The following is a 25,202-nucleotide window of genomic DNA, read 5'->3' on the forward strand; positions in this document are numbered from 1 at the left end:
GCTTGGTTCGTGCGCGCCCTACAGGGGTGAGAGGTAAGTACGGAGGGCGGTGGCGAACCAGGTGAACGTAGGGCCGAGGTCGGGGAGTGGGGGCCAGCCGTTGATGGTGGCGACGAGGTGCCAATAACGTTCTACGCGTGGATCGTTGGCGATTTCGAGGCGGTCGAGGATCCATTCGCGGAGGGCGCGATTGTCGGGTCTGGTGAAGGTTTCGGCGTAGCGGGTTGCCAGACTGTCGATGACGGCGACCGCGGCGGGGCTTTGGGGGGCGATGCCGTCGGCCAGGGCGCGGCCGACCTCGTCGCGGACGGCTTCGGTGAGGGCGTGGTGGAGGCCGGTGTCGTCGCCTGCGGCGCGTTCCTTGGCCTGGTAGTCGGCCATGCGGCGGACCGCGGCTCGGAAGTCGTTGTCCTGCACCAGGTCCACCAGATCCATCCAGGCGCCGACCTGGTCGGGGGTGGGGTCGTCGGGGAGTTCCGGCATGGTGGAACGGAGTAGGTCGAGGACGGCGGGGTTGCCGTCGACCGCGCCGAAGGTGTCGTCGATGAAGTCGTGGACGATACGGTCGCGTTCGGCTTCGGACAGCTGGACCAACTTGTGCATGAATTCCATCTCCTTTTCGTCCGATCCCCGTTTGGCCACCGCGCGCAGGACGGCGCGGCGCAGGCGCAGCAGCCGGATCTGTACGTCCACCGCCTCGGCGTGCGCGGTCGCGACCTCGGTCAGGGAGGTTTCGCGGGACAGCACGCGCCGCACGGTCGCCAGGTCCATGCCCAGTTCGCGCAGGGTGCGTACCAGTTCCAGGCACGCCACGGCCTCGATGTCGTACAGCCGGTAGCCGCCGGGGCTGTACATGGTCGCCGGAACGATCCCCTTGTCGGAGTAGAACCGAATGGTCTTGACCGTCAGGCCGGTGCGTTCGGCCAGCGCCCCGATCGTGTAGAGCGTTTCGTCGTCCATGCGTCTACCTTGGTGCTTCCCCTTGGTGGAGACTCAAGTCCTGGTGTCCGGCATACTCGGGGCAATCCTGGCGGAGCGGGTAGTCTGAGCCGCTGTGCACCTGAAGAGTCTGACGCTGAAGGGGTTCAAGTCCTTCGCGTCCGCGACGACGTTGCGATTCGAACCGGGGATCACCTGTGTGGTCGGGCCCAATGGGTCGGGGAAGTCGAACGTCGTCGACGCGCTCACCTGGGTGATGGGTGAGCAGGGCGCGAAAGCCCTACGGGGCGGGAAGATGCAGGACGTCATCTTCGCCGGTACCGCGGGCCGCGCCCCGCTCGGTCGTGCCGAAGTCACGCTGACCATCGACAACTCCGACGGCGTGCTGCCCATCGAGTACTCCGAGGTGTCCATTACCCGCCGCATGTTCCGCGATGGCGCGGGCGAGTACGAGATCAACGGAAACTCTTGCCGGCTCATGGATGTCCAGGAGCTGCTCAGTGACTCCGGCATCGGCCGGGAAATGCACGTCATCGTCGGTCAGGGCCAGCTGTCGGCGATTCTGGAATCGCGGCCGGAGGATCGGCGGGCCTTCATCGAGGAGGCCGCGGGCGTGCTCAAGCACCGGCGGCGCAAGGAGAAGGCGGTCCGCAAGCTGGACGCCATGCAGGCCAACCTGGCCCGCCTCACGGACCTCACCACCGAATTGCGCAGGCAGTTGAAGCCGCTGGGCCGGCAGGCCGAGGTGGCCCGCCGCGCCGCGACCGTCCAGTCCGAACTCCGCGACGCCCGATTGCGCCTGGCCGCCGACGATCTGGTGAGCCGCCGCCGCGAACTGGAGAGCCAGCAGAGCAAGGAGGCCTACGCCCGCGAACAGCAGGTCAATATGCAGGCCGAGCTGGACGCCGCCAATGCCGCACTGGCCCAGCAGGAATTCGAGCTCGCCAAGCTCACCCCCAGCGCCGAGGCCGCCGCACAGACCTGGTTCCAGCTGTCCGCTTTGACCGAACGCGTCAATGCCACTATCCGTATTGCCCGCGATCGCGCCCGCAACCTCACCATCGAGCAACCCGCCGGCGCCGGCCGCGACCCGGAACAGCTGGAGCGCGAGGCGGATCGGGTCGAAGCCGAAGAGGCCGAGCTGCGCGAAGCCGTCGAAATGGCCAGCGAAACCCTGGAAGCCGCCCGCGAGCAACTGCACGAACGCGAGCAGGCCGCCAAGGCCGCCGAACAGGCCCACCTGGCCGCCGTCCGCGCCATCGCCGACCGCCGCGAGGGCCTGGTCCGCCTGTCCGGCCAGGTCGACACCCTGCGCATCCGCGCCCAGTCCGTGGACGGCGAGATCGCGCGCATGTCCACCGCCCTCGCCGAGGCCCGCCGCCGCGGCGAGGACGCGAACGCCGAATTCGAGGCCGTGCAGGGCGAATTGAGCGAACTCGACGCGGGCGAGGAAGGCCTCGACCACTCCTACGAGCACGCCGCCCAGGCCCTCGCCCTGGTCGACCAGCGCGTCACCGAACTGCGCGAGAAGGACCGCGAGGCCGGCAAACGCGTCGCCTCGCTGACCGCTCGCATCGAGGCCCTCACCATGGGCCTGCGCCGCAAGGACGGCGCGGCCTGGCTGCTCGAGCACCGCACCGACGGCCTGCTCGGTCCGCTGTCCGGGTTGATCCGGGTGCACGGCGGTTTCGAGTCCGCGGTCGCCGCTGCACTGGGCCCGCTGGCCGACGCCGTCGCCGCCGACACCGGGCCCTCGGCCCACGCCGCCGTGCACGCGCTCAAGGAATCCGACGGCGGCCGCGCCGCCATCGTCTATGCCGACGTCACCGATCACCCTGTGGCACCGGCGGATTCGCGACTACCGGCCGCCGCGCGCTGGCTCACCGAGGTCGTGGACTGTCCCGCCGACCTGCGCGGCGCCATCGCCGCCCTCACCGCCGGCATCGCCGTCACCGACGATCTCGCCGCCGCCGCCCGGGTCCTCGCCGAGCGCCCGGAACTGCGCGTGGTCACCCGTGACGGCGACCTCACCGGTAGCGGCTGGCTGCTCGGCGGCTCCGACCGCGCCCCCAGCCAGCTCGAGGTACAGGCCGACATCGATTCCGCCAAGGACGAATTGGTCTCCTGGCAGCGCACGGCCGAGGAACTCGAGGCCGCGCTGGCGGGCGCGCTCGCCGAGCAGTCCGACCGCAAGGAGGCGGTCGACCACGCCCTGCTCGCCCTGCACGAATCCGATCAGGCCCTGGTCGCCATCTACGAGCGCCTGGGCCGCCTCGGCCACGCCGCCCGCACCGCCAAGCGCGAATGCGACCGCCTGCTGGCCCAGCGCGACGATGCCGAAACCGGCCGCGAGGACACGCTTTCCAAGCTGGCCGACCTCGAGGACCGGCTGCGCAACGCCGAACTCGAGCAGGCCGAGATGGATCCGGAGGCCGCCGGCGCCGAGACCGCGGGGTACGCCCGCGAGGAGGCCGCCGCCGCCCTCGCCGAGGCCCGCTCGATGGAGGTCGAGGCCCGCCTGGCCGTCCGCACCGCCGAGGAACGCGCGGAATCGGTACGCGGCAAAGCGGATTCGCTGCGCCGTGCGGCCCGTGCCGAACGTGAGACCCGTGCCCGCGTCGAACGCGCCCAGGCCGCCCGCCGCCAGGCCGCCGCCGTCGCCGCCGTGGTCGCGGAGTCCGCGGAACGGGTGGCCGCCGAACTCGAGCAGGTGGTCGGCCAGGCCGCCACCCGCCGCGACGAATTGGTGCGCCGCCGTAGCGAATTCGCGGCCCAGGTCGAGCAGACCAAGGAACGCTCACGCGCCCTCACCACCCAGCTCACCCAGCTCACCGACGCCGTGCATCGCGACGAGGTCGCCCGCGCCCAGGCCGCGTTGCGTATCGAACAGGTCGAGACCACCATCTCCGAACAGTTCGGCATCAGCCTCGACGACCTCATCGCCGAATACGGCCCGGACGTCCCCATGCCGCCCACCGCGCTGGAGATGATGGAGTACGAGCAGGCCCGCGACCGCGGCGAAGCCGTCAGCGCACCCCAGCCCATGCCCTACGACCGCGCCACCCAGGAGCGCCGCGCCAAGCGCGCCGAGAAGGACCTCACCACCCTGGGCAAGGTGAATCCCCTGGCGCTGGAGGAGTTCGCGGCCCTCGAGGAGCGCTACACCTTCCTCAACACCCAACTCGACGACGTCAAGAAGGCCCGCCAGGACCTGCTCGACGTGGTTGCCGAGGTGGACGAGCGCATCCTGCAGGTTTTCACCGAGGCCTACGAGGACGTCGAGCGCGAATTCACCGGCGTCTTCGGCCGCCTGTTCCCTGGCGGTGAGGGGCGGCTGCTGCTCACCGATCCCAGCGACATGCTCACCACCGGCGTCGAGGTGGAGGCTCGCCCGCCGGGCAAGAAGGTCAAGCGGCTGTCACTGCTCTCCGGTGGCGAGAAGTCCCTTGCGGCAGTGGCTTTCCTGGTGTCGATCTTCCGGGCACGCCCCTCCCCGTTCTATGTCATGGACGAGGTCGAGGCGGCGCTGGACGACACCAACCTGCGCCGGCTCATCGGTCTGTTCGAGCAGCTGCGTGAGAAGAGCCAGCTCATCGTCATCACCCACCAGAAGCCGACCATGGAGATCGCCGACGCGCTCTACGGCGTCAGCATGCGCGGCGACGGCATCACGCAGGTGATCTCGCAGCGCATGCGCGGGGAGAATCTGGTCGGCGCGACACCGTGACCCAGGGATGACCGTGGCGGCGGTGTCCCGGTGAGCGGGATTGCGTTGCGGGGCAAAGTGAAACGCCTGCGCGTCGCATGGGCGAGGCATTAGCGTCCGGCCCCATGAGACGCTCCATCGCCATACTGGCCGCCGGCATCGCCGTCGGCCTGGTCGCCCCGCTCCCGGTCGCCCTGGCCGACTCCGGATCCTCCGCACTCGGATCCGGATCGGCCTCCGGCTCGGGCACCGGCTCACTGTCCGGTTCCGGCGGCAGCAACAGCAACCTGCCGCCCTACAGCCAGTGGATCGGCGATATCACCCCGATCGCCGCCGACGCGCAGACCTACCTCACCACCGCGCTGCCCGGAACCACCAAGCCCGCCATCGTCTTCGACGTCGACAACACCGTGCTCGAGACGACCTACCATCCCGGCCCGATAATTCCGGCCATCCAGCCGATACTGAAGCTGGCGCAGTGGGCGAAAAGCCAAGGCGCGTCCATCATCTTCGTGACCGGCCGGCCCGCGGTCATGAACTTCTACACCCAGATCAACCTGACCACCGTCGGCTACCCGGTGGACGGGCTCTACGGCGGCGGCCTCACCACCGGCTCCAGCGGCGCGGGCGCTCTCGCCGACTACAAGACCGCCACCCGCATCTCCATCGAGGCCCAGGGCTACACGATCGTCGCCAATATCGGCAACAGCGCCTCCGACCTGTCCGGCGGCCATGCCCTGAAGACCTTCAAGCTGCCCGACTACAACGGCGCCCTGCCGTGACCTACCGAGTCCCGTGACCGCGGGAGAGGAGGCTTCGGTCCTCCTCGCCCGTGGTTCTCACCCATCCAGCAGCGACTTCAGCCGCGCCGCACCGGTTTCGGCGAGCCACCTGTCGAAAGTCCGCAAACCGGGGTGGATTTCACGCAGCGCGGGAATGTCGGCGTGCCAGCCCTGGCCCTGCCGCGACAACCGCCAGACCGCCCCGACCTCGGGCCCCATGGCATCGGCCTCGGCCTCGGTGCCCTCCAGATATCGCACCGTGTGCCCGGTAGCGGCCGTGATGGCCGCCGCCGCGGCGGGCATGGTCGGATCGTCACCGGCCAACTCCAGGACCCGGCCGTGGAATCGGGCCGGATCCTCGAAGGCCAGTTGCGCGAACACGGCGATATCGTCGAGGGCGATGGACTGCACCGGCCGGTCCGCCGGGAACAGATGCTTGTGCACGCCATCGTTGATGCCGTCCACCGGGAAGCCCTGCATGAAGTAGTTCTCCATGAAGCGGGCCGGGCGCAGGATCGTCCAGTGCAGACCACTGGACTGCAGCGCCTCCTCCACCCGCCGCTTGCCCTGCGCACCCCACTTGCCGTCCTCGGTGAGGGAGGCGACGGTGGTGAACACGACGAACTCCACCCCGGCGGCACGCGCCGCCGCGATGAATCGCGTGCCGCGCTCGACCTCCAATTCGGTGTCCCAGCCGTTCGGGCCGAAGGTCGCGGGCGGCACCAGGAATGCCGCGCCCACGCCGGACAGCGCCGGGGCGAGGGACTCGGGAGCGTCGAAGTCCCCGACGGCCAGTTGCGCACCTGCCGCCGCGAGTTCCTGTGCCGCAGGCGATTCCGGATCACGTACCAGCGCCCGCACCGCCCGGCCGGAGGCGAGCAGCCGGCGCGCAGTGGCCCCGCCCTGCTTGCCGGTCGCTCCGGTCACCAGCACCAGATCATTGCGAGAAGGCTCGATCGGATCATTACGAGAAGACATCGTCACCCGTTCGTTCGGTAGTATTCGGGTCGATCGACCCGAATACCGACGCTAGAACCGCCCGTTTCCGTTGGCCACCACCGGAAAGGACCCGCGTAACGAAATGTCCGCACCCGCCCTGTCCCACGCGGAACCGACCCTGTCCCACGACAGGCCCACCCCGAACACCCGGTCCGACGCGCGCCGCAATCGCGCTCTGGTGCTGGCCGCGGCACAGCGCGCCCTCGCCGAGGGCGGCGTCGCGGTGTCACTGGCCGAGGTGGCCCGCCGCGCGGGCGTCGGCGCGGGCACCGTCTACCGGCACTTCCCCACCAAAACCGCACTGCTGGAAGCGGTCATGCAGCAGCGCATCGACCGCCTCACCGCTGTCGCGCACCGCCTGCGGGACGCGCCCGACCCGGGCCGGGCCTTCTTCGCGTTCTGCACCGAGGTCATCACCTCCGCCCACCGCAACCAGGCCGTCTGCGACCTGGCCGCCAATGATGGCTGGCCCCGCGAACTGGTGCAGGACGCGGGCGCCCGCTTCCACGCCGCCTTCGACGATCTGCTGATCGCCGCGCAGCGCGCCGGTGCGGTGCGCCCCGATCTCGCCCTCTCCGACGTGCTGGCCCTGTTCACGGGATGCGTTGCCATCCAACGCCTCAGCCCGGGTAACGAACTGTCCCGCCCCACCGCCCTGGTCCTGGACTCCATGCGCGCCCGGCACGCGCCCGGCACCGTAACGAAACTCCGGAACCCGCCCGCGACCCGTGACGAAACCATCGCTCGTGACGAAACACCCCACTGCCCGATCTGCGCCACCCCGATCCACCCGACCGGCACCGGCCGCCCGGCCCGCTACTGCTCCGCCGCCTGCCGTCAGAAGGCTCATCGCCGTCGCCACGCCGCCCCCGCATGAGCTCCTGATCATTCCCTCCTTGAAAGCCGTTGGGGCACTTCGTGACCTGGGTGTGTCCGAACGGATGCGAAGGTGTGACGAGGCGGGTGCGGAGGCGAAAAATACTGGTAGAAGGCCATATCCGGTGTCTTCGTATGGACCCGCATTGGGCCAGTGGGGAAGTACGCTCCCTGCGTGGTTTGGGTGTCGGCCGCGACGTTCGGTGTCGCATGGTGGCTCGGTTTGTATCTACTGGCGCGGGATCCGCGAAAGCCGTTGTTACGCAGGGCTGCCATCGGGTTGCTGGCGTTCGCCGCGGCGGTGGTGGCGGATCGGCTGGCCGGCGGCAGCTCCTGGTTCGATGGTCTGCGGATCGTGCTGGTGTGCGCGCCCGTGCTGGCCTTCAGTGGAGTCTTCGTGCGGCTGCTGCCCCTCGGCGCCGTCGAGCGCGTGGACCGCTGGTGGCGGATCGGGCTGCTGCCGCTGTGCGCACTACTGGCCATGCCCGCCGCGGGCGGCTTCCTGCCCGCCGGATACCTGCTCGGCGCGCTCACGCTGCTGGCGCTGCTCGGCACCATGCTCGGGATGCTGGGACAGCACGCCGAATGGTCCGAGGATTCGCGGCGGTCGGCGGGCGGCCTGCTCACCATCGGCGCGCTGCTGCTCGGGCTCAGCGCGGCCCTGATCCTGTTGGGGCTCAATGTCCTGCCGCGTACGGCCATGCTGTCGGTGATCGCGGCCGACCTGGTGGTGCTGGGCCTGGGCATCGCCGTGGTGGACGCCTACGACGAGGGCGAGGCGCTGCGCGCCGACATGACCCACTCGCTGGTGGTCTCGGCGGCCACCGCGGCCGTCTTCGGCGGTCAGGCCGCGCTCGCACTCGCCCTGGCCGGTGAGCGCCCCGCCCTGATCGCCCTGTTCTTCGGCGCCGTCGCCGGCTCCATCACCCTGCAGGTCCTCAACGGCCCCCTGCACGCCGGCGCCGACCGCGTGGCCTTCGCCTCGGACCCGCAGCTGTGTGCGGCCCGCGTCGAATTGCGCAGCGCCACAGAGGCATTGCTGCGCAAGGGTAGCGACGACGAGCTGCGCACCGGCGGGTGAGCCGACTGCGGCAGGGTCTCAGAGCAGGTCGCTGACGTCGTCGGGGACGTCGACGGCGTACTTGCGCAGGGTTTCCATGGGCACCACTTCGAGGGCGTTCTCGTGGGTGGCCGCCAGCACCACCGGCGCGGCCACCCCGTCCTCGTGGGCGTGCAGCCAGCGCACGGCCACCACGCACCACCTGTCGCCCGGCTGCAGGCCCGGGAAGTTGTTCTCGGGCCGCGGAGTGACGAGGTCGTTGCCGATCGACTTCTGGTGCTCCAGGAATTCCGCCGTCACCACGGTGCAGACGGTGTGGCTGCCCAAATCCTCGGGACCGGTGCTGCAGCATCCGTCCCGGTAGAAGCCGGTGAGAGGATCGGTGCCACACTCCTCCAGCGGTCCCCCAAGCACATTTCGATCGGTCACGTCGCCGATCCTATTGTCTCGGTGTCGCATTCGCCGCTCCTTCCGCACTGTGGCACGTTCTAGAGCAGACCGGTTGGTAGCTGCTGGGATTTCCAGGCCCCGCCCCGGCGTGTCTCCGCATCACACGGCATAGCCGTGTGATAGGCGACACTGCTCCCCGACACGTCGGTAGGTATGTGAATCCGGCAATACAAGTGCCTCTGAAAGGATGGGGGTGTGACGACTGCTGAACTGTGGATTCTCATCGCCGCGATCGCGGCGGTGCTGCTCGTGGCGCTGGTGGCCGGTTATGCCCTGAACAAGCGTCGCCGGATCTCGCTGACCCCGGAGGTCACCGAGACCAAGGAGGTGACCGACCGGTCCGGCGGATATCAGGCCTCGAGCGGATTCAACTTCAGCCAGGGCAGCGGCACCGCCGAGCGCGAGAAGGCGCCCGCCGGCAAACCCAGGCCGCAGCCGCTCCCGCCCGAACGCACGGACGACGAGGGGCAGCCGCACGTCGGCGACGACGCCGCCGTCCCGCGTGACGCCGCCAAACGCAGCATCACCAATGTCCGCCTCCCCGACCCGGTCCAGGGCCCCGAGCTCGCTCCGCCCGCCGAGCCCGTCACGCCCGCCGAGCCCGTCACGCCCGCAGAGCCCGTCGACACCGAATCCGCCCCGGCCGCCGAGGCCGCCAGTGCGGGTGATGTGGCCACCCAGTCGGCCGAGAGCGCCGAGGACAGTGCCCGAGCCGCGGCCGTCGAGGCCGCCGGGCAGGCCGGTGAGACCGCGGCCGGCACGGCCGCCGGGGATGTCGTCGAGCAGCCCGCCTCGGAAGAGGCCGCCGCCGAGGAGGCCGCGGAGGCCGCCGTCGCCGCCGCCGAGGTGGCCGCCGCCGCCGAGGCCGCCATTGCCGCACACGCGGGCGCGCCTGCCGCCGCGCCCGCAACCGCTCCCCTGGCCGAGGCTTCGGCCCCGGCCATCGCCGAGATCGAGCCCACGGCGGGCCGCCTGATCCGGCTGCGCGGTCGCCTGTCCCGCTCCCAGAACGCCGTCGGCAAGTCACTGCTCGGTCTGCTGGGCGGTGGCGATCTGGACGAGGACTCCTGGGAGGAGATCGAGGACACCCTGGTCATGGCCGACCTGGGTACCGCCAGCACCGCCGCCATCGTGGAGCGGTTGCGCCAGGAGATGGCCGCCCGCAGCATCCGCACCGCCGCCGACGCGCGCGCCCTGCTGCGCGAGGTGCTCGTCGACGCGCTACGACCCGAGCTGGATCGTTCCATCCGTGCCCTACCGCACGCCGATCACCCGTCGATTCTGCTGGTCGTGGGTGTGAACGGCACCGGAAAGACCACCACCACGGGCAAATTGGCGCGGGTGCTGGTGGCCGACGGCCGCCGCGTGCTGCTGGGCGCGGCCGATACCTTCCGCGCCGCGGCCGCCGATCAGCTGCAGACCTGGGGTGAGCGCGTCGGCGCGGAGACCGTGCGCGGCAAGGAGGGCGCGGATCCCGCGGCCGTCGCCTTCGACGCGGTGTCGGCCGGCATCGATCGCGGCGTGGACGTGGTGCTCATCGACACCGCGGGTCGCCTGCACACCAAGACCGGCCTGATGGACGAGCTGGGCAAGGTCAAGCGCGTGGTCGAGAAGAAGGCCGCGGTTGACGAGGTCATCCTGGTGCTCGATTCCACGGTCGGCCAGAACGGCCTGATGCAGGCACGGGTCTTCGCCGACGTCGTGGACATCACCGGTGTCGCGCTGACCAAGCTGGACGGAACCGCCAAGGGCGGCATCGTCTTCCAGGTGCAGCATGAGCTGGGCGTTCCGGTCAAACTGGTCGGTTTGGGAGAGGGCGCCGACGACCTCGCACCCTTCGAACCGGGCGCCTTCGTCGACGCCCTGCTCGGCTAACGGCTACTGAACAGCGCCGATACCGAAATCAACATCATCCTCACCATGTCGCCGTAACAGCGGTGCGGTTCCGGAAACGTGACCGCAACACTGCAAGCTCACCCGTTCACCTACGCGAAACGCCGCAGGATCACGGCTGAAACACCGACTGGTGAATCTCATTGCAGGCTTATTCGCAGGTTGCTGCGGGGCCAGAGATGAGGAGGACAAAAGGTGGCGTACCCCATCGTTGATTTGCCGAACACCGGCGACACGGCCTGGATGTTGGCGAGTTCAGCACTGGTGCTTTTGATGACCCCTGGGCTCGCGTTCTTCTACGGCGGTATGGTCCGTAGCAAGAACGTGCTCAACATGATCATGATGAGCGTCAGTGCCATGGGCATCGTCGGCGTGCTGTGGGCGATCTACGGATTCTCGGCATCGTTCGGCAACAACAAGTTCGGACTGATCGGCAACCCGAAGCAATTCTTCGGTCTCAAGGGCCTGATCGGTCCCGACGCGGTGTCGGATCCCGATCCGACCAAGGTCGTCGGTATCCCGCTGGCCGGCAACACCCACATCCCGATGACCGTGTTCGTGGCATTCCAGCTGATGTTCGCGATCATCACCGTCGCCCTGATCTCCGGCGCGGTCGCCGATCGCCTGAAGTTCGGCGCCTGGGCGCTGTTCGCCGCGGTCTGGGCCACCGTCGTCTACTTCCCGGTCGCGCACTGGGTCTTCGACGGCAACGCCACCGATTCCGACGGCAATGTCATCCACGAGGGTGGCTGGATCCTGAACAAGCTGCACGTGATCGACTTCGCCGGTGGTACCGCCGTCCACATCAATGCCGGTGCCGCGGGTCTGGCGCTGTGCCTCGTCCTCGGCAAGCGCAAGGGCTGGCCGAAGACCCCGATGCGTCCGCACAACCTGCCCTTCGTCATGCTCGGCGCCGGTCTGCTGTGGTTCGGCTGGTTCGGCTTCAACGCCGGTTCGGCGCTGTCCTCCAACGGCACCGCGGGTTCGACCTTCCTGACCACCACTTTCGCGACCTGTGCCGCCATGCTGGCCTGGCTGCTCGTGGAGAAGATCCGTGACGGCCACGCCACCTCGCTGGGCGCCGCGTCCGGCCTCGTCGCGGGTCTGGTCGCCATCACCCCGTCCTGCTCCTCGGTGAACGTGCTGGGCGCGCTGGCCATCGGCGCGGTCGCCGGCGCCGCCTGTGCCCTGGCCGTGGGCCTGAAGTTCAAGCTGGGCTTCGACGACTCGCTCGACGTGGTGGGCGTCCACCTGGTCGGCGGCATCATCGGCACCCTGATGGTCGGCCTGGTGGCCACCAAGGAGGCGCCGGCCGGTGTCGCGGGTCTGTTCTACGGCGGCGGTTTCAACCAGCTGTGGCGTCAGGCCGTGGGAGCCGGTGTGGTGCTTGCCTTCTCGTTCATCATGACGCTGATCATCGCCTTCGCCATCAAGTTCACGATCGGCCTCCGCGCTACGGAGGAAGAGGAGTTCGTGGGCATGGACGAGTCGGATCACGCTGAAACGGCATACGATTTCGCTGCTGTGGGTGGTGCGGCGCGCACCGCCGCCGTCAAGGAGGCATGACGAAAATGAAACTGATCACTGCGATCGTGAAGCCGTTCACCCTGGAGGACGTGAAGACCGGCCTGGAGCAGGCGGGCGTGCTCGGCATGACCGTCAGCGAGGTTCAGGGTTACGGCCGCCAGAAGGGCCACACCGAGGTCTACCGCGGTGCGGAGTACTCCGTCGACTTCGTCCCGAAGGTTCGGGTCGAGGTGGTCGTGGACGACGCCTCCGTCGACAAGGTCGTCGAGGTCATCGTGGAAGCCGCCCGCACCGGCAAGATCGGTGACGGCAAGGTCTGGGTAACCCCGGTCGACGCCATCGTCCGGGTGCGCACCGGCGAACGCGGTTCCGACGCTCTGTAGGCGGTAACCGGAGCAGCGGAACCAGTGGCGGCCCCGGCCACCGTCGGTGTCGAACCGGCGGTGGCGGGGCCGCCCCCATGTGCGGCGACAAACTGAATTCAGATGGGTGGTGGGTTGTGGGTTTCCAGCAGGAACGCGACGACAGAACCGAGGCCGAGACGGTTTCCGGCGGAGCCTCGGACCTGGTCCGGGCCCGCAACCAACTGCTCGCCGAGCACAGCGCCAACGGCCGCTCGGCCCGTCTGGACCCCGAGGCGCTGCGGGAAGCGCTGGTGGATCTCTACGAACTGTGGCTGACCACCAAGAGCCACGAGGTCGGCATCACCGCCGACAGCGGGCTCGCACTCGTCGCCGTGGGCGGACTGGGCCGCCGGGAAATGCTGCCCTACTCCGATCTGGATCTGGTGCTGCTCTACGACGACATCGACCCGCAGCGGGTCGCCGAGGTCGCCGATCACCTCTGGTATCCGCTGTGGGACGCCCACATCAAGCTCGATCACAGCGTGCGCACCGTCCCGCAGGCGTTGCGCGTGGCCGCCGACGATCTCACCGCCGCCCTCGGCATGCTCGAGGCCCGGCACATCGTTGGCGACGACGGTCTGAGCAACCTGCTCATCAGCGGCGTGCGCCGGGACTGGCGCGCCGGAATCCGGTCCCGCTTCGACGCCCTGATCGAGCAGGCCCAAACCCGCTGGCGCAGAAGCGGAGACGTCGCGCACCGCGCCGAGCCCGATATCAAGAACGGGCGCGGCGGGCTGCGGGACATCCAGCTGCTGGACGCTCTCGCCATCGCACAACTGACCGACGCCATGCCGGGGCTCGGTCCGGATGTGCCCGGTGGCGGGTTGCAGCAGGCGCATCGCCGCCTGCTGGACGTCCGCACCGAGCTGCATCGGGTGGCGGGCCGGGCCCGCGACCAGTTGCGGGCCCAGGATGCCGACGAGATCGGGGCAGCCCTGCGTATCGGGGATCGCTTCGATCTGGCCCGCACGCTCAGTGATGCGGCCCGCACGGTGAGCTACTCCACCGATGTCGGGCTGCGGACCGCAGGGAACGCGCTGCCTCGGCGCGGGCTCGCGCGCTTGCGCCGCGCCCCGGTACGCCGACCACTCGATGAGGGGGTGGTCGAACACTCCGGGGAGGTGGTGCTCGCCCGCGATGCCCGGCCGCAGCGCGATCCCGGGCTGATCCTGCGGGTGGCCGCGGCCTCGGCGCAGACCGGGCTGCCGATGTCGGCGACCACGCTCAACCGGCTCGGTGAGGACGCGCCCGAGCTACGCGAGCCGTGGCCCAAGGAAGCCCTCAACGACCTGCTGGTCCTGCTGGGCACGGGCCGCGGCGCCGTCGACGCCGTGGAGGCGCTGGACCGGACGGGCCTGTGGGGCAGGCTCTTTCCGGAATGGGGTGTGGTGCGCGACCTGCCGCCGCGCGATGCCATGCACACCTGGACCGTGGACCGTCACCTCATGGAGACCGTCGCCCAGGCGGGGGCGCTGTCCACCCGGGTCGCCCGCCCGGACCTGCTGCTACTGGGCGCGCTGCTGCACGATATCGGCAAGGGCCGCACCGAGGATCACAGCGTGGTCGGCGCGGAGCTGGCCGTCTCCATCGGAAATCGCCTGGGGCTGTGGCCTTCCGACGTGCAGACGCTCGCGGGCGTGGTGCGGCACCACCTGCTGCTGCCCGACACGGCCACGCGGCGCGACATCACCGATTCCGACACCGTGAAGATGGTGATCGACGCCCTCGATGGTGACCCGCAGTTGCTGGAACTGCTGCACGCCCTGGCCGAGGCCGACGCGCTGGCCACCGGGCCCGGCGTGTGGAACGACTGGAAGGCCTCGCTCATCGGCGATCTCGTGCGCAACTGCCGCACGGCCATGGCGGGCGACGCCCTGCCCGAGCCCACCCCGATTCCCGACGAGCTGCGCGCCCGCGCGGAATCCGGTGGCGTGTACGTGGATCTGAAGCCGGGGGAGAACCGCTACCACCATGTGGTCACCGTGGTCGCGCCCGACAATCCGGGTCTGCTCTCCGATGCGGCGGGCGTGCTGGCCGTGCACTCGCTGCGGGTGTTGTCGGCCGAACTCGCCAGTGTGGGCGCCTCGGCCATCGATACCTTCGTCGTGGCACCGCGTTTCGGTGATCCGCCGGATCCGGGCCTGCTGCGCCAGGAACTGATTCGCGCCATCAACGGCGATCTGGATCTGGCCTCGGTGCTGGCCCGCAAGGAGCGCGATGCGGGCGGCACACAGCCGAGTCCGTTCGCGCGGGCGCGGCCGCGGGTGTTCTGGCACGAGACCGCCGATCCGGGCCGGGTGTTGCTGGAATTGCGTGCCGAGGATCGCATCGGGTTGCTGAGCCGGTTGGCCGCGGCGCTGGCCGAGGCCGGGGTGAATGTCTGCTGGGCGAAGGTGGTGACCATGGGTTCGGCGGTCATCGACTCGTTCTGCCTGGATCTGGGCGCTACCGACACGCCCGGGCGGCGCGCGGAGGTCGAGGCGGCGATGCTGGCGGTGGTGCCGCCGCAACAACCGAAGAAACCTCTCGAATCGGACAGCTGAATCGGATCTTCCAGACGTTTCCCCATTGTTCGCCAGGAACTGGGATTAACTGGCAAACCGCACGTTTGCCAGTTAATTAGAATGTTGCAGATAATTTGCTGTAATACCGGTCGGGTGATCGGAGTCACACCCTAATATTCGCGTGCAAGGTCGATCCGGAGGTCCCAAGCTGTCGCGAGCATGAGGGGAGCAGGTCGGTGGCAATCGAAGTCGTGTCCGCATCGATGATGACCAGCGATTTGACCGCACACATCGCCCGCTGCGTCGGCGGCGATCGCTGGGTGGTCTCCTGGCTGCCGGGGCGTACCCTCAGCGGCCAGCAGGCGGTGACCGCGATGACCATCGCGTCCACCGTCGCCGACCAGGGGCCCTCCGACGCCGAATGGGCGTTGCTCGACGGGCTGGCCCTCGAACTGGGCCTCACCGCCCGCGAGGCGGTCGGCATGGTCGCCACCGAGAACCATGATCTGCGCCGGCCCGGCCCACGTCCCCGCTCGCTGGAATAGCCGCCGGAACCGCTTGGCGTGCCGCCTCGTTCGCGCAGGTCCGAGCCTGGCGCAACGGCATCACGCGGATCCCACTACCCTGGTATCTCGAGTGACGTCCCTCGAGATCAGGAGCATCGGTGTTCGAATCCCTTTCCGACCGGTTGGCCGGTGCCCTCAAGGATCTGCGTGGCAAGGGACGCCTGTCGCCGGCGGACATCGACGCGACCGCCCGCGAGATCCGGCTGGCGCTGCTCGAAGCCGACGTGGCGCTGCCCGTGGTCCGCGGCTTCATCGCCAAGATCAAGGAGCGGGCCAAGGGCGCCGAGGTCTCCGGCGCCCTGAATCCGGCGCAGCAGGTCGTCAAGATCGTCAACGAGGAGCTCATCAATATCCTCGGCGGCGAGACCCGGCGGGTGCGGCTGGCCAAGAACCCGCCGACCGTCATCATGCTGGCCGGTCTGCAGGGTGCCGGTAAGACCACCCTCGCGGGCAAGCTCGCCAAATGGCTGAAGGGACAGGGGCATACGCCGCTGCTGGTGGCCTGTGACCTGCAGCGTCCCGGCGCGGTCACCCAGCTGCAGGTGGTCGGCGAGCGGGCCGGGGTGCCGGTCTTCGCGCCGCATCCGGGCACCTCCATCGGCGGCGGCGAGAACCCGCTGGGCGTATCGGCCTCCGACCCGATCGACGTGGCGCGTGCCGGTATCGAAGAGGCGAATGCCAAGCAGTACGACGTGGTCATCGTCGACACCGCCGGTCGCCTCGGCATCGACGAGGAGCTCATGCGGCAGGCCGCGGGCATCCGCGACGCCGTCAACCCCGACGAGACTCTGTTCGTCCTCGACGCCATGATCGGTCAGGACGCGGTCGCCACCGCCGAGGCCTTCCGCGACGGTGTCGGCTTCACCGGTGTCGTGCTGACCAAGCTCGACGGCGACGCCCGCGGTGGCGCGGCCCTGTCGGTGCGTGAAATCACCGGCCAGCCCATCCTTTTCGCCTCCACCGGCGAGAAGCTCGAGGACTTCGACGTCTTCCACCCCGACCGCATGGCCAGCCGCATCCTCGGCATGGGTGACCTGCTCACCCTGATCGAGCAGGCCGAACAGGTCTACGACGCCAAGCAGGCCGAGGAGGCCGCCCGCAAGATCGGCTCGGGTGAGCTCACCCTCGAGGACTTCCTCGAGCAGATGCTGGCCATCCGCAAGATGGGCCCGATCGGCAATCTGCTGGGCATGCTGCCCGGCGCGGGGCAGATGAAGGACGTGCTGGCCCAGGTCGACGACAAGCAACTCGACCGGGTGCAGGCCATCATCCGCGGCATGACCCCCGCCGAGCGCGCCAACCCGAAGATCATCAATGCCTCCCGCCGCCTGCGCATCGCCAATGGCTCGGGCGTCTCGGTGACCGATGTCAACCAGCTGGTCGACCGGTTCTTCGAGGCCAGGAAGATGATGGGCGCGATGTCCCGGCAGTTCGGCCTGCCGGGCGCAGGCCGTGGCGGCAAGACCAACAAGAAGGGCAAGAAGGGCAAGAAGGGCGGACGCGGCCCGACCCCGCCGAAGGTGCGCGGCGGCTTCCCCGGCATGCCCGGCCTCCCGGGCGGCATGCCCGCCGGTATGCCCGACCTCTCCAACCTCCCCGCCGGTCTCAACGAACTCCCGCCGGGCCTGGAAGGTTTCGACCTGTCGAAGCTGAACTTCCCCAAGAACTGATCCGCTCGAACCTGATTCGGCCCCGCCCCACCCGGGCGGGGCCGAATTGCGGTCCCGGCCAAGGGTGATCGTGCGGTCCTGCCAGGGTGATGCGGGTGGGCGCTCGGTCGTGCGCGGGATCGGGTCCGAAGGCTCGGGTCACGTATCCGGCCAGGCGGTCGACGTAGTCGGCGCCGGCGGGTTCGCGGGTGAGCATGGCGCGGAAGCGGATCGGCGCGATGAGCAGTTCCAGGGCCATCCGCGTGTCGGTGCCGGTCGGGAGTTCACCGCGCTCGGCGGCGCGGGCGCGGATCGGTCCCACGAGGCGATAGCGCTCGGCCCAGAAGCGTGCGCCGTGGGTCACGCCGTGCAGTGGCCGGAATTATCGGTACGGTTCCTGCGTGACCACTTGGTGTCCTCCGACGCGGCAGAACCGGTGATGCGATGACCGAACCCACCCCGCTCCCGCGCCTGCGCCGCACCCTCGACCGCGGCCGGCGGCGCATCCTCCGCCAGATCGACACCGGCGGCGGGTGGACGACGGTCGGCGAATCCGATGGCGGCGCAGCCGATCTCGTGCCCTCGGCCTGGACCGAGGAGTTCGAGCTGGCCCGCTACGAGCGCCTGGACCTCGCCGACGGGGCCACGGTGCTGCCGGTGTGCCCGGCCTCGTTCCGGGACTTCATGCTCTACGAGAAGCATGCCGTCGACGCCGCGCGCGGGATGGCCCGCCGGTTCCTGCCGGCCGGATACCGGCTCGGGCAGGCGTTCGAGACGCTCACCCGCCGGACGTTCCCGGCCTACCGGCCGCACCGGCTCTGGTACGCCCAGCCCATCTACTACCTGTCCAATGCCCTGACCATCGTGCCCTCGGGTGTCCCGATCGCGCCGCCCGCCTACAGTCGCGCCCTGGATTTCGAGCTCGAACTCGGGGTGGTGCTGGGCGCTCCGTTGCGCGACGCATCGCCGGAGCAGGCGCTGGCCGCGGTCGCGGCGGTGGTGGTCGTCAACGACTTCTCGGCGCGGGATGTGCAATTGGCGGAAATGCGGTCGGGTTTCGGCCCGCAGAAGTCCAAGCATTTCGTCAGCTCGATGTCCGCGACAGCGGTCGCCGGTGCGGCGGTGGCCAACCGGCTCGATCGGCTCACGGCCACGGTGGCGATCAATGGGGAAACGGTGTCCCGCACCGGCACCGAGGGCATGCGCTTCTCGCTCGGTGAGGCCATCGCACATGTCTCGCGCTCCGAGCAGCTGTATCCGGGTGAGCTGCTGGCCACGGGCACCCTGCCCGGTGGCAGCGGCATGGAGGTGGGCCGATGGCTGGCTCCCGGCGACGAACTGCGCCTGGAGATCGACGGCATCGGCGTCATCGAACATCGAATCCTGCCCTGATCGACCACCGAATCCAACACTGAGGACAGGTACGTGAAAATCGACCAGGTCTCCGATTCCGTCTACGTCGTCGCGGGCACGAACGTCAATTGGGCGTTGGTCAGTGACGAGCGCGGTGTGACCGTCGTGGACGCCGGATATCCCGCCGACACCGAGTCGCTGCTGAGCTCGGTGCACCAGATCGGGCGCGAGCTCGGCGATATCGCCGCGGTCCTGCTGACGCATGCGCACCTCGATCACATGGGTGCGATTCCGACCCTGGTCGAACGCCTGGGCGTGCCGGTCTACACCGGCGCCGAGGAGGTTCGGCACGCCAAACGTGAGTACCTGCAGCAGATCACGCCCGTGGACATGGTGCGGCAGTTGCGGACTCGGCGCGGGGCGGTCTGGGTGGCGCAGACCCTGCGCGCCTGCGTCGGTCACATCGGCATGACCGTGCCTACCGCGGAATCCGCGGACGCCGACACCCTGGCGGCGCTGCCCGGTGGTTTCGTCGAGGTGCCGACGCCGGGTCACACCAACGGTCACACCGCGTATCTGATGCCGTCGGAGGGTGTGCTGTTCTCCGGTGACGCCCTGGTCACCGGTCACCCCCTCGCGCTCGAAACCGGTCTGCAACTTCTTCCGAGCGTGTTCAACCACGATGAGGCGGGGACGCTCGCGAGCGCCCGCGCGCTCTGCACGCTGGAGGCCGGGATTCTGGTTCCCGGGCATGGGCTGCCGGTCCGGAAGGACCTGTCGAGCCTGCTGGGTGATTTCGGCCGGTCGTGATCGCCGCGGGGGCGGCGGTCGTGGCCGGGGACGGCTGGTCGAGGGAGACGGGCGTGGCCTGGGCCGTGGCGCCGACCGTGGTGACGGTCGCGCCGATCGCCAACGCGGCGACAGTCAGGCGAATTCGGTTGCGGGCGAACAACGATGACATGGGTCGAGCCTCCATCAAGGTGATGTGCGACCCAATCGTGAACGGATACTGAGAATCACATGCTTCAAATTTTGAAGGCCACGGGGGACAGGTGCATGCGCAGGGTGCCGCAGGCGCAGCGGGTATAGCTGACGATGCCCTCGGAGGTGCGGTGGCGCGAAAGCACTTGGAAGGGTTGGGCTGTGGGCCAGCCGCAGTGGCGGCACGGTCGGTCCGATCGGGTCATGAGGCCAGTCTTCGCGGGGGCGGTAGTCTCGGTCCATCGAAAGTTTTCGTAGCGAATCGTTCGGAATTGCCACATGATCGATCCTCGGTTGCAGGCCCTGCGGGTACTGCGTGAGCACGGCACGGTGACCGCGGCCGCGGCGGCACTGCATCTGACGCCGTCCACGGTGTCGCAGCAGCTGCGTGGCCTGGCCCGGGAGCTGGATGTCGAACTGCTCGAGCAGGTGGGGCGCAGGGTGCAGTTGACGGCCGCGGGGCACGCGCTGCTGCGGCACGCGGATCTGCTTGCGGCACAGGCGGAGAGCGCACGGGCGGAGCTGGCGGCGCACCGGGCGGGCATCGCGGGGGTGTTGCGGATCAGTGCGATGCCGACAGCCCTCGCGGCCCTGGTGGCGCCGGCCGCCGCCCGGCTGCGGGACGCGAATCCGGGGCTGACCGTGGAACTGATCGAGGACGAGAGCGCCCACTGCTTCGAAACCCTGTTGGTCGGGGACAGTGATATCGGGATAGTGCTGCCCGCACCCAGCAGCCCCGCGCCCGACGACCTGCGTTTCGAGCAGCGCCCGCTGCTGGCCGAGCCGGTGGATCTGCTTGTGCCCGTGGGCCATTCGCTCGCCGGGCGCGACAGCGTCGCCCTGACCGAGGCGGCGGCCGAGCCGTGGATCACCGGACGTGCGCGCATCACCCATCGCCTGGTCGTGTCGGCCGCCTGCGCCGCCGCCGGGTTCACACCCCGAATCACCGGGCAGGCGGTCGATTTCCCGGGTGTGGCGGCCATGGTGGCGCACGGGTTCGGGGTGAGTCTGGTGCCCCGGCTCGCGTTCCTGCCGCCGGAGCTGGCGGTGGTGCGCGTCCCGCTGCACGACGATCCGGTCCCGGTCCGCCGTCACCTGTCCGCGGTGCGACGGGGCAGCGCCGAGCATCCGGTGATCGCGGCCGGCCTGGACGCCATTCGCGAGGTGTGCCGGGAGCGCACCGATATCACCGTGCTCGACGACTGATGCGATAGTGGACCCGGATTCGCGTCGAGAGATACCGTCCCAGGCGAGGAGGTGGGCATGCGATTGCATTTCCGCGGCGTGGTCCTACCCGACGACGAAGTCCGCGACCTCTGGGTGCGCGACGGTCTGATCTCCGCCGAGCCGATTCCCGGCGCCGACACCGTGCACGCCTCCGGCTGGATCGTGCCCGGCCTGGTCGACGCCCACTGCCACGTGGGCATCAAATACGGCGGCGGACACGAGGATTCGGCGGGCGCGATCGCCCAGGCCGAGGTCGAGCGCGACGCGGGTGCCTTGCTGCTGCGCGATGCGGGCTCACCCATCGACACCCGTTTCATCGACGATCGTGACGACCTCCCCCGCATCATTCGCGCGGGCCGCCACATTGCCCGACCCCGGCGCTACATCCGCGAACTCGGCATCGAACTCGACGACGAGCGCGATCTCCCCGAGATCATCGCCGAGCAGGCCCGGCGCGGCGACGGCTGGGTCAAGATCATCGGTGACTGGATCGACCGCGCGATCGGCGACCTCGCCCCACTGTGGTCCGACGACATCCTGAAGGCCGCCATCGATGCCGCCCACGGCGAGGGCGCCCGCGTCACCGCCCACGTCTTCGGCGAGGACGCCCTGCCCGGCCTGCTGAACGCCGGCATCGACTGCATCGAGCACGGCACCGGCCTCACCGACGACACCATCGCCCTGATGGCCGCCCACGGCACCGCCCTGGTCCCCACCCTCGTCAATATCGACACCTTCCCCGGAATCGCCGACAGCGCAACCAAATTCCCTGGCTACGCCGCCCACATGCGAGACCTGCACCGCCGCTCCCGCACCACTGTCGCCAAGGCCCACGAGGCCGGCGTCCCCATCTACACCGGCACCGACGCCGGCGGCTCCATCCGCCACGGCCGCATCGCCGACGAGATCGCCGCCCTGGCCGGCGCGGGCTTCACCCCGCACAACGCCCTCGGGGCCTCGTCCTGGCACGCCCGCACCTGGCTCGGCCGCCCGGGCATCGAACCCGGCGCCCCCGCCGATTTCGTTGTGTACCAGGAAGACCCACGCGAGAACCTGGCCGCACTCTCCACCCCCGCCTGGGTGGTATTGCGCGGCCGCGTCCATGACCGCCGCGACCCGGTCACCACCCACCGCTGAGCTGTCGAGCGACAATGTCTGCCCCGCTGGCACCGCCGTCAGCCTGACCGACAACCCGGGCACCACCATCGGCGCCACGATCCGCATGCGCCGCAGGTGAGGGCCCGGTCGGACGGTTCTGGCGATTCGGCTGCGCAACCAAAGTGAATCGGTCATGCTTCAGACGTTTGTTGTTCAACCTGATGAGGAGATGACCGTGGGGTCTATCGAAGCCCTGGCGATCGACGTATTGGCCGGACTGATCGTGAAGCTGCTGACGTCCGGGAGCTCCGGGCCGGGCCCGGTTCAGCAGTAGGCTCTTCGTGAGACGCAGCCCATCGGGGTCGTACCCGGTGGGCTGTGGTGTTTCCGGGGCCGGGTCGGGGCGATTTCTCCGGGCCGCCGGTGCTCTGGCAGAATGGACGACCGTCCTCATCGAGGACAGTGTCAGCCCGTCTCCGGTTCCGTACCGCGCGGCGGTCACAGCACTTGACGCAAAACCGGGTCCACCTCGTGTGGGCTGCTGAATTGCGACGTGACCAACCATTTGAAAGGCATCAGCTCATGGCTGTTCGTATCAAGCTGACCCGTATGGGCAAGATCCGCAACCCGCAGTACCGCGTCGTCATCGCCGACGCCCGTACTCGTCGTGACGGCCGCGCCATCGAGTCCATCGGCAAGTACCACCCGAAGGAAGAGCCGTCGCTCATCGAGATCGACTCGGAGCGCGCTCAGTACTGGCTGGGCGTCGGCGCGCAGCCGACCGAGCCGGTGAAGCGTCTGCTGGAGATCACCGGCGACTGGCAGAAGTTCAAGGGCCTGCCGGGCGCCGAGGGCACCCTGAAGACCAAGGCCCCGAAGCCGTCCAAGCTGGACCTGTTCAACGCCGCGCTGGCTGCCGCCGAGAACGAGCCGGTCGCCGAGGCCGTCACCCCGAAGAAGAAGGCCGCCAAGAAGGACGAGGCCGCCGAGGCCGAGGCCACCACCGAAGCCGCCGAGTAGCCGTGAGCGAGCGCAGCGAGCGAACCAACGGCACGGCCGCCTCGGCGGTCATGCCGGAGCCGAGCGCTAGCGAGGTGGAGGCATGAGCGCCGTTGTCGCCGACGCCGTCGAGCACCTGGTGCGCGGCATCGTCGCCAATCCCGACGCCGTCCACGTCGAGCTGATCACCAGCCGACGTGGCCGGACCGTCGAGGTGCACGTGCATCCGGATGATCTGGGCAAGGTGATCGGTCGTGGCGGTCGTACCGCGACCGCCCTGCGCACCCTGGTCGCCGGGATCGGCGGTAAGGGCATTCGCGTCGACGTGGTCGACACGGATCAGTAGATGGAACTGGTCGTCGGGCGGGTCGCCAAATCGCACGGTGTGCGTGGCGAACTCGTCGTGGAAGTCCGTACCGACGAGCCGGAACTGCGGTTCGCGCCCGGCAGCGTCCTGAAGGGGAAGCTGCCGCGCGCGAAGCAGACGCAGGAATTCGAAGTGGAGTCGGTCCGGGAGCACTCGGGCCGGCTTCTCCTGCGTCTGGACGGCGTCGCCGACCGCACGGCCGCGGATGCGTTGCGGGGCATGCTGTTCGTGGTGGACTCCGCGGATCTGCCGCCGTCGGAGGACCCGGACGAGTACTACGATCACGAACTCGAGGGCCTGCGCGTCGAACTCGGCGACGGCACCGCAGTCGGCACCGTCAACGAGGTGCTGCATTCCGCTGCGGGAGAACTGCTTTCGATCAAGGCCGGGGACGCGTTCCCGCCCGCGGGCCGGGAGATCCTGGTGCCGTTCGTGCTGGCCATGGTGCCGACGGTGTCGGTCGCCGACGGCCTGATCGTCATCGACCCGCCCGAGGGCCTGCTGGACCCGGAGTAGCGCCGTGCGAATCGACGTAATCACGATCTTCCCCGAATACCTCGAGCCGATGCGAGCGGCCTTGCTGGGCAAGGCGATCGACAAGGGTCTGCTCGAGGTGGAGGTGCACGACCTGCGCCGCTGGACCCACGATGTCCACAAGTCGGTGGACGACACCCCGTACGGCGGCGGGCCGGGCATGGTCATGAAGCCGACCGTGTGGGGCGACGCCCTCGACGAGGTGTGCCCGGACGACGCGCTCCTGGTGGTGCCGACTCCGGCGGGCGTCCCGTTCACGCAGGAGACCGCGCAACGGTGGTCCGCCGAACAGCGCATCGTGTTCGCCTGCGGCCGTTACGAGGGCATCGACCAGCGCGTCTTCGACGATGCCGCGCGCCGGGTGCGTGTCGAAGAGGTCAGTATCGGCGACTACGTGCTCATCGGCGGCGAGGCCGCCGTGCTGGTCATGACCGAGGCGTTCGTCCGGCTGATCCCGGGCGTCCTCGGCAATCAGCAATCCCACGAACAGGATTCGTTCTCCGACGGTCTGCTGGAAGGCCCCTCCTACACCCGGCCGGTGTCCTGGCGCGGCCTCGACGTCCCCGAAATCCTGTTGTCCGGCAACCACGCCAAGATAGCCGGGTGGCGGCACGAACAGTCGTTGCGCCGCACGGCCGAACGCAGGCCCGACCTCCTACCGGATAACCTGGGCCATGCCTGAAGGAGAGTCGGTCATGCGTGAAACCAGAGGATTTCTCAGCGCGACGCTGGCCGGACTGGCCCTGTTCGCCGCGATGTTCAGCGGCGGCAAGGCGGTCGCGGACAACCTCGATGCGCTCTTCCTGAGTCACCTGGGTGACCAGACCGTCGCGTCGCCCGGCTACGAGGACACCGCGGACGGGCAGCGCCTGATCGCGGAGGGCAAGGACATCTGCGCCCGGCTGCGCGCGGGCACTCCGGTCGTGGCGACCGACGAGTGGGGTTACGAGCAAACGCTCATCCGCGCCGCCGTCACCGTCTACTGCCCCGAATTCAAGGCATCCCCAAGGGATTTCGGCTGAGCCCGCTCAGCGCTCGGCCGGTATGACCGCGTAGCTGTCGCCCGGGCCCGCGACCAGGACACCCCACGGCGCCGAACAGACGTGGGCGTTCGGAACGTCCAGATTCATGGTGAGGGCAGGCTTTTCACCCGCAGCCGTCGGGCCGCGACCGAGCACCACGGCGCGGTGGCCGTTCTTCGGGTCGTGGGCGATCAGCCGTGCCCTGTGGTCCGTGCTCTGCCGAATGCGCGTGAAAACCGCATTGCCGCTGCTCACGTCGGCGTGCG

25 protein-coding genes are annotated in these 25,202 nt (G+C 69.3%); 20 read left to right on the top strand and 5 right to left on the bottom strand.

Translation table 11 applies throughout. The features are described from left to right. Positions 1-18: 18 nt before the first annotated feature. Positions 19-960 (bottom strand): MerR family transcriptional regulator, encoded by a 942-nt coding sequence (locus ABZ909_RS10920; protein WP_356997736.1) that lies wholly within the window; start codon positions 958-960, stop codon positions 19-21. Between the two features lie 94 nt (positions 961-1,054). On the opposite strand from ABZ909_RS10920, the gene smc reads away from it, so the two are divergent. Continuing rightward, positions 1,055-4,666 carry a chromosome segregation protein SMC gene (gene smc / locus ABZ909_RS10925; protein WP_356997737.1) on the top strand — a complete coding sequence of 1,204 codons (3,612 nt, stop codon included), beginning with the start codon at positions 1,055-1,057 and terminating at the stop codon, positions 4,664-4,666. A 104-nt stretch (positions 4,667-4,770) separates the two neighbouring features. After that, positions 4,771-5,427: an HAD family acid phosphatase gene (locus tag ABZ909_RS10930; RefSeq protein ID WP_356997738.1), complete on the top strand. Its 657-nt coding sequence runs from the start codon at positions 4,771-4,773 to the stop codon at positions 5,425-5,427. Positions 5,428-5,484: 57 nt separating this feature from the next. On the opposite strand, the gene ABZ909_RS10935 is transcribed toward ABZ909_RS10930, so the two are convergent. Further along, entirely contained in the window at positions 5,485-6,405 is a 921-nt protein-coding gene (locus tag ABZ909_RS10935; protein ID WP_356997740.1) for an NmrA family NAD(P)-binding protein, read from the bottom strand. Positions 6,406-6,508: 103 nt separating this feature from the next. Here ABZ909_RS10935 and ABZ909_RS10940 point away from each other — a divergent pair, with 103 nt between their 5' ends. Together ABZ909_RS10940 and ABZ909_RS10945 are read left to right on the top strand one after the other, a co-directional pair. Next, positions 6,509-7,303 (top strand): TetR/AcrR family transcriptional regulator, encoded by a 795-nt coding sequence (locus ABZ909_RS10940; protein WP_356997741.1) that lies wholly within the window; start codon positions 6,509-6,511, stop codon positions 7,301-7,303. A gap of 174 nt (positions 7,304-7,477) precedes the next feature. Continuing rightward, complete coding sequence (locus ABZ909_RS10945; RefSeq protein ID WP_356997742.1) at positions 7,478-8,383, top strand: hypothetical protein; 906 nt, start codon at positions 7,478-7,480, stop codon at positions 8,381-8,383. Between the two features lie 18 nt (positions 8,384-8,401). On the opposite strand, the gene ABZ909_RS10950 is transcribed toward ABZ909_RS10945, so the two are convergent. Then, positions 8,402-8,791 carry a DUF2237 domain-containing protein gene (locus tag ABZ909_RS10950; RefSeq protein ID WP_326357779.1) on the bottom strand — a complete coding sequence of 130 codons (390 nt, stop codon included), beginning with the start codon at positions 8,789-8,791 and terminating at the stop codon, positions 8,402-8,404. A 216-nt stretch (positions 8,792-9,007) separates the two neighbouring features. On the opposite strand from ABZ909_RS10950, the gene ftsY reads away from it, so the two are divergent. From ftsY to ffh, 6 genes are all read left to right on the top strand, one after another. Continuing rightward, positions 9,008-10,687 (top strand): signal recognition particle-docking protein FtsY, encoded by a 1,680-nt coding sequence (ftsY, locus tag ABZ909_RS10955; protein WP_356997744.1) that lies wholly within the window; start codon positions 9,008-9,010, stop codon positions 10,685-10,687. 261 nt (positions 10,688-10,948) lie between these two features. Next, the gene (locus tag ABZ909_RS10960; RefSeq protein WP_356997914.1) at positions 10,949-12,271 is read left to right on the top strand and encodes an ammonium transporter; all 1,323 of its coding nucleotides are present in this window, start codon (positions 10,949-10,951) and stop codon (positions 12,269-12,271) included. 5 nt (positions 12,272-12,276) lie between these two features. Further along, the gene (locus tag ABZ909_RS10965; protein WP_040859831.1) at positions 12,277-12,615 is read left to right on the top strand and encodes a P-II family nitrogen regulator; all 339 of its coding nucleotides are present in this window, start codon (positions 12,277-12,279) and stop codon (positions 12,613-12,615) included. 116 nt (positions 12,616-12,731) lie between these two features. Continuing rightward, positions 12,732-15,179 (top strand): [protein-PII] uridylyltransferase, encoded by a 2,448-nt coding sequence (locus ABZ909_RS10970; RefSeq protein WP_356997746.1) that lies wholly within the window; start codon positions 12,732-12,734, stop codon positions 15,177-15,179. A gap of 197 nt (positions 15,180-15,376) precedes the next feature. Beyond that, positions 15,377-15,685 (top strand): hypothetical protein, encoded by a 309-nt coding sequence (locus ABZ909_RS10975; protein ID WP_356997748.1) that lies wholly within the window; start codon positions 15,377-15,379, stop codon positions 15,683-15,685. 119 nt (positions 15,686-15,804) lie between these two features. Continuing rightward, positions 15,805-17,376 carry a signal recognition particle protein gene (gene ffh / locus ABZ909_RS10980; RefSeq protein ID WP_356997750.1) on the top strand — a complete coding sequence of 524 codons (1,572 nt, stop codon included), beginning with the start codon at positions 15,805-15,807 and terminating at the stop codon, positions 17,374-17,376. On the opposite strand, the gene ABZ909_RS10985 is transcribed toward ffh, so the two are convergent. Then, positions 17,312-17,719 carry a TetR-like C-terminal domain-containing protein gene (locus ABZ909_RS10985; RefSeq protein ID WP_356997751.1) on the bottom strand — a complete coding sequence of 136 codons (408 nt, stop codon included), beginning with the start codon at positions 17,717-17,719 and terminating at the stop codon, positions 17,312-17,314. The genes ffh and ABZ909_RS10985 overlap by 65 nt on opposite strands. A gap of 80 nt (positions 17,720-17,799) precedes the next feature. On the opposite strand from ABZ909_RS10985, the gene ABZ909_RS10990 reads away from it, so the two are divergent. The 10 genes from ABZ909_RS10990 (at position 17,800) to ABZ909_RS11035 (ending at position 24,936) form a co-directional block, all read left to right on the top strand. Then, a complete protein-coding gene (locus tag ABZ909_RS10990; protein WP_356997752.1) occupies positions 17,800-18,747 on the top strand; it encodes a fumarylacetoacetate hydrolase family protein in 948 nt (315 codons plus the stop codon). Positions 18,748-18,780: 33 nt separating this feature from the next. Further along, on the top strand, positions 18,781-19,518 hold the full coding sequence (locus ABZ909_RS10995) for an MBL fold metallo-hydrolase (RefSeq protein ID WP_356997754.1): 738 nt from the start codon (positions 18,781-18,783) through the stop codon (positions 19,516-19,518). A 53-nt stretch (positions 19,519-19,571) separates the two neighbouring features. Next, positions 19,572-19,721: a hypothetical protein gene (locus ABZ909_RS11000; protein ID WP_356997756.1), complete on the top strand. Its 150-nt coding sequence runs from the start codon at positions 19,572-19,574 to the stop codon at positions 19,719-19,721. A 247-nt stretch (positions 19,722-19,968) separates the two neighbouring features. Continuing rightward, entirely contained in the window at positions 19,969-20,895 is a 927-nt protein-coding gene (locus ABZ909_RS11005; RefSeq protein WP_356997758.1) for a LysR family transcriptional regulator, read from the top strand. 57 nt (positions 20,896-20,952) lie between these two features. Then, positions 20,953-22,053, top strand: coding sequence for an amidohydrolase family protein (locus tag ABZ909_RS11010; protein ID WP_356997759.1), 1,101 nt, complete (start codon positions 20,953-20,955; stop codon positions 22,051-22,053). Positions 22,054-22,596: 543 nt separating this feature from the next. Further along, positions 22,597-23,034 (top strand): 30S ribosomal protein S16, encoded by a 438-nt coding sequence (gene rpsP / locus ABZ909_RS11015; protein ID WP_356997761.1) that lies wholly within the window; start codon positions 22,597-22,599, stop codon positions 23,032-23,034. Positions 23,035-23,116: 82 nt separating this feature from the next. Further along, positions 23,117-23,359, top strand: coding sequence for an RNA-binding protein (locus tag ABZ909_RS11020; RefSeq protein WP_356997762.1), 243 nt, complete (start codon positions 23,117-23,119; stop codon positions 23,357-23,359). Further along, positions 23,360-23,896, top strand: a complete 537-nt coding sequence (rimM, locus tag ABZ909_RS11025; protein ID WP_356997763.1) for a ribosome maturation factor RimM — start codon at positions 23,360-23,362, stop codon at positions 23,894-23,896. It begins immediately after the preceding gene. Positions 23,897-23,900: 4 nt separating this feature from the next. After that, entirely contained in the window at positions 23,901-24,596 is a 696-nt protein-coding gene (gene trmD, locus ABZ909_RS11030; protein WP_356997765.1) for a tRNA (guanosine(37)-N1)-methyltransferase TrmD, read from the top strand. 13 nt (positions 24,597-24,609) lie between these two features. Beyond that, on the top strand, positions 24,610-24,936 hold the full coding sequence (locus tag ABZ909_RS11035; RefSeq protein WP_356997767.1) for a DUF732 domain-containing protein: 327 nt from the start codon (positions 24,610-24,612) through the stop codon (positions 24,934-24,936). A 6-nt stretch (positions 24,937-24,942) separates the two neighbouring features. Here ABZ909_RS11035 and ABZ909_RS11040 read toward each other — a convergent pair whose 3' ends face one another. After that, positions 24,943-25,191, bottom strand: coding sequence for a hypothetical protein (locus ABZ909_RS11040; RefSeq protein WP_356997769.1), 249 nt, complete (start codon positions 25,189-25,191; stop codon positions 24,943-24,945). Positions 25,192-25,202: the final 11 nt, after the last annotated feature.

This window comes from Nocardia sp. NPDC046763, from assembly GCF_040645495.1.
Taxonomy (GTDB): domain Bacteria; phylum Actinomycetota; class Actinomycetes; order Mycobacteriales; family Mycobacteriaceae; genus Nocardia.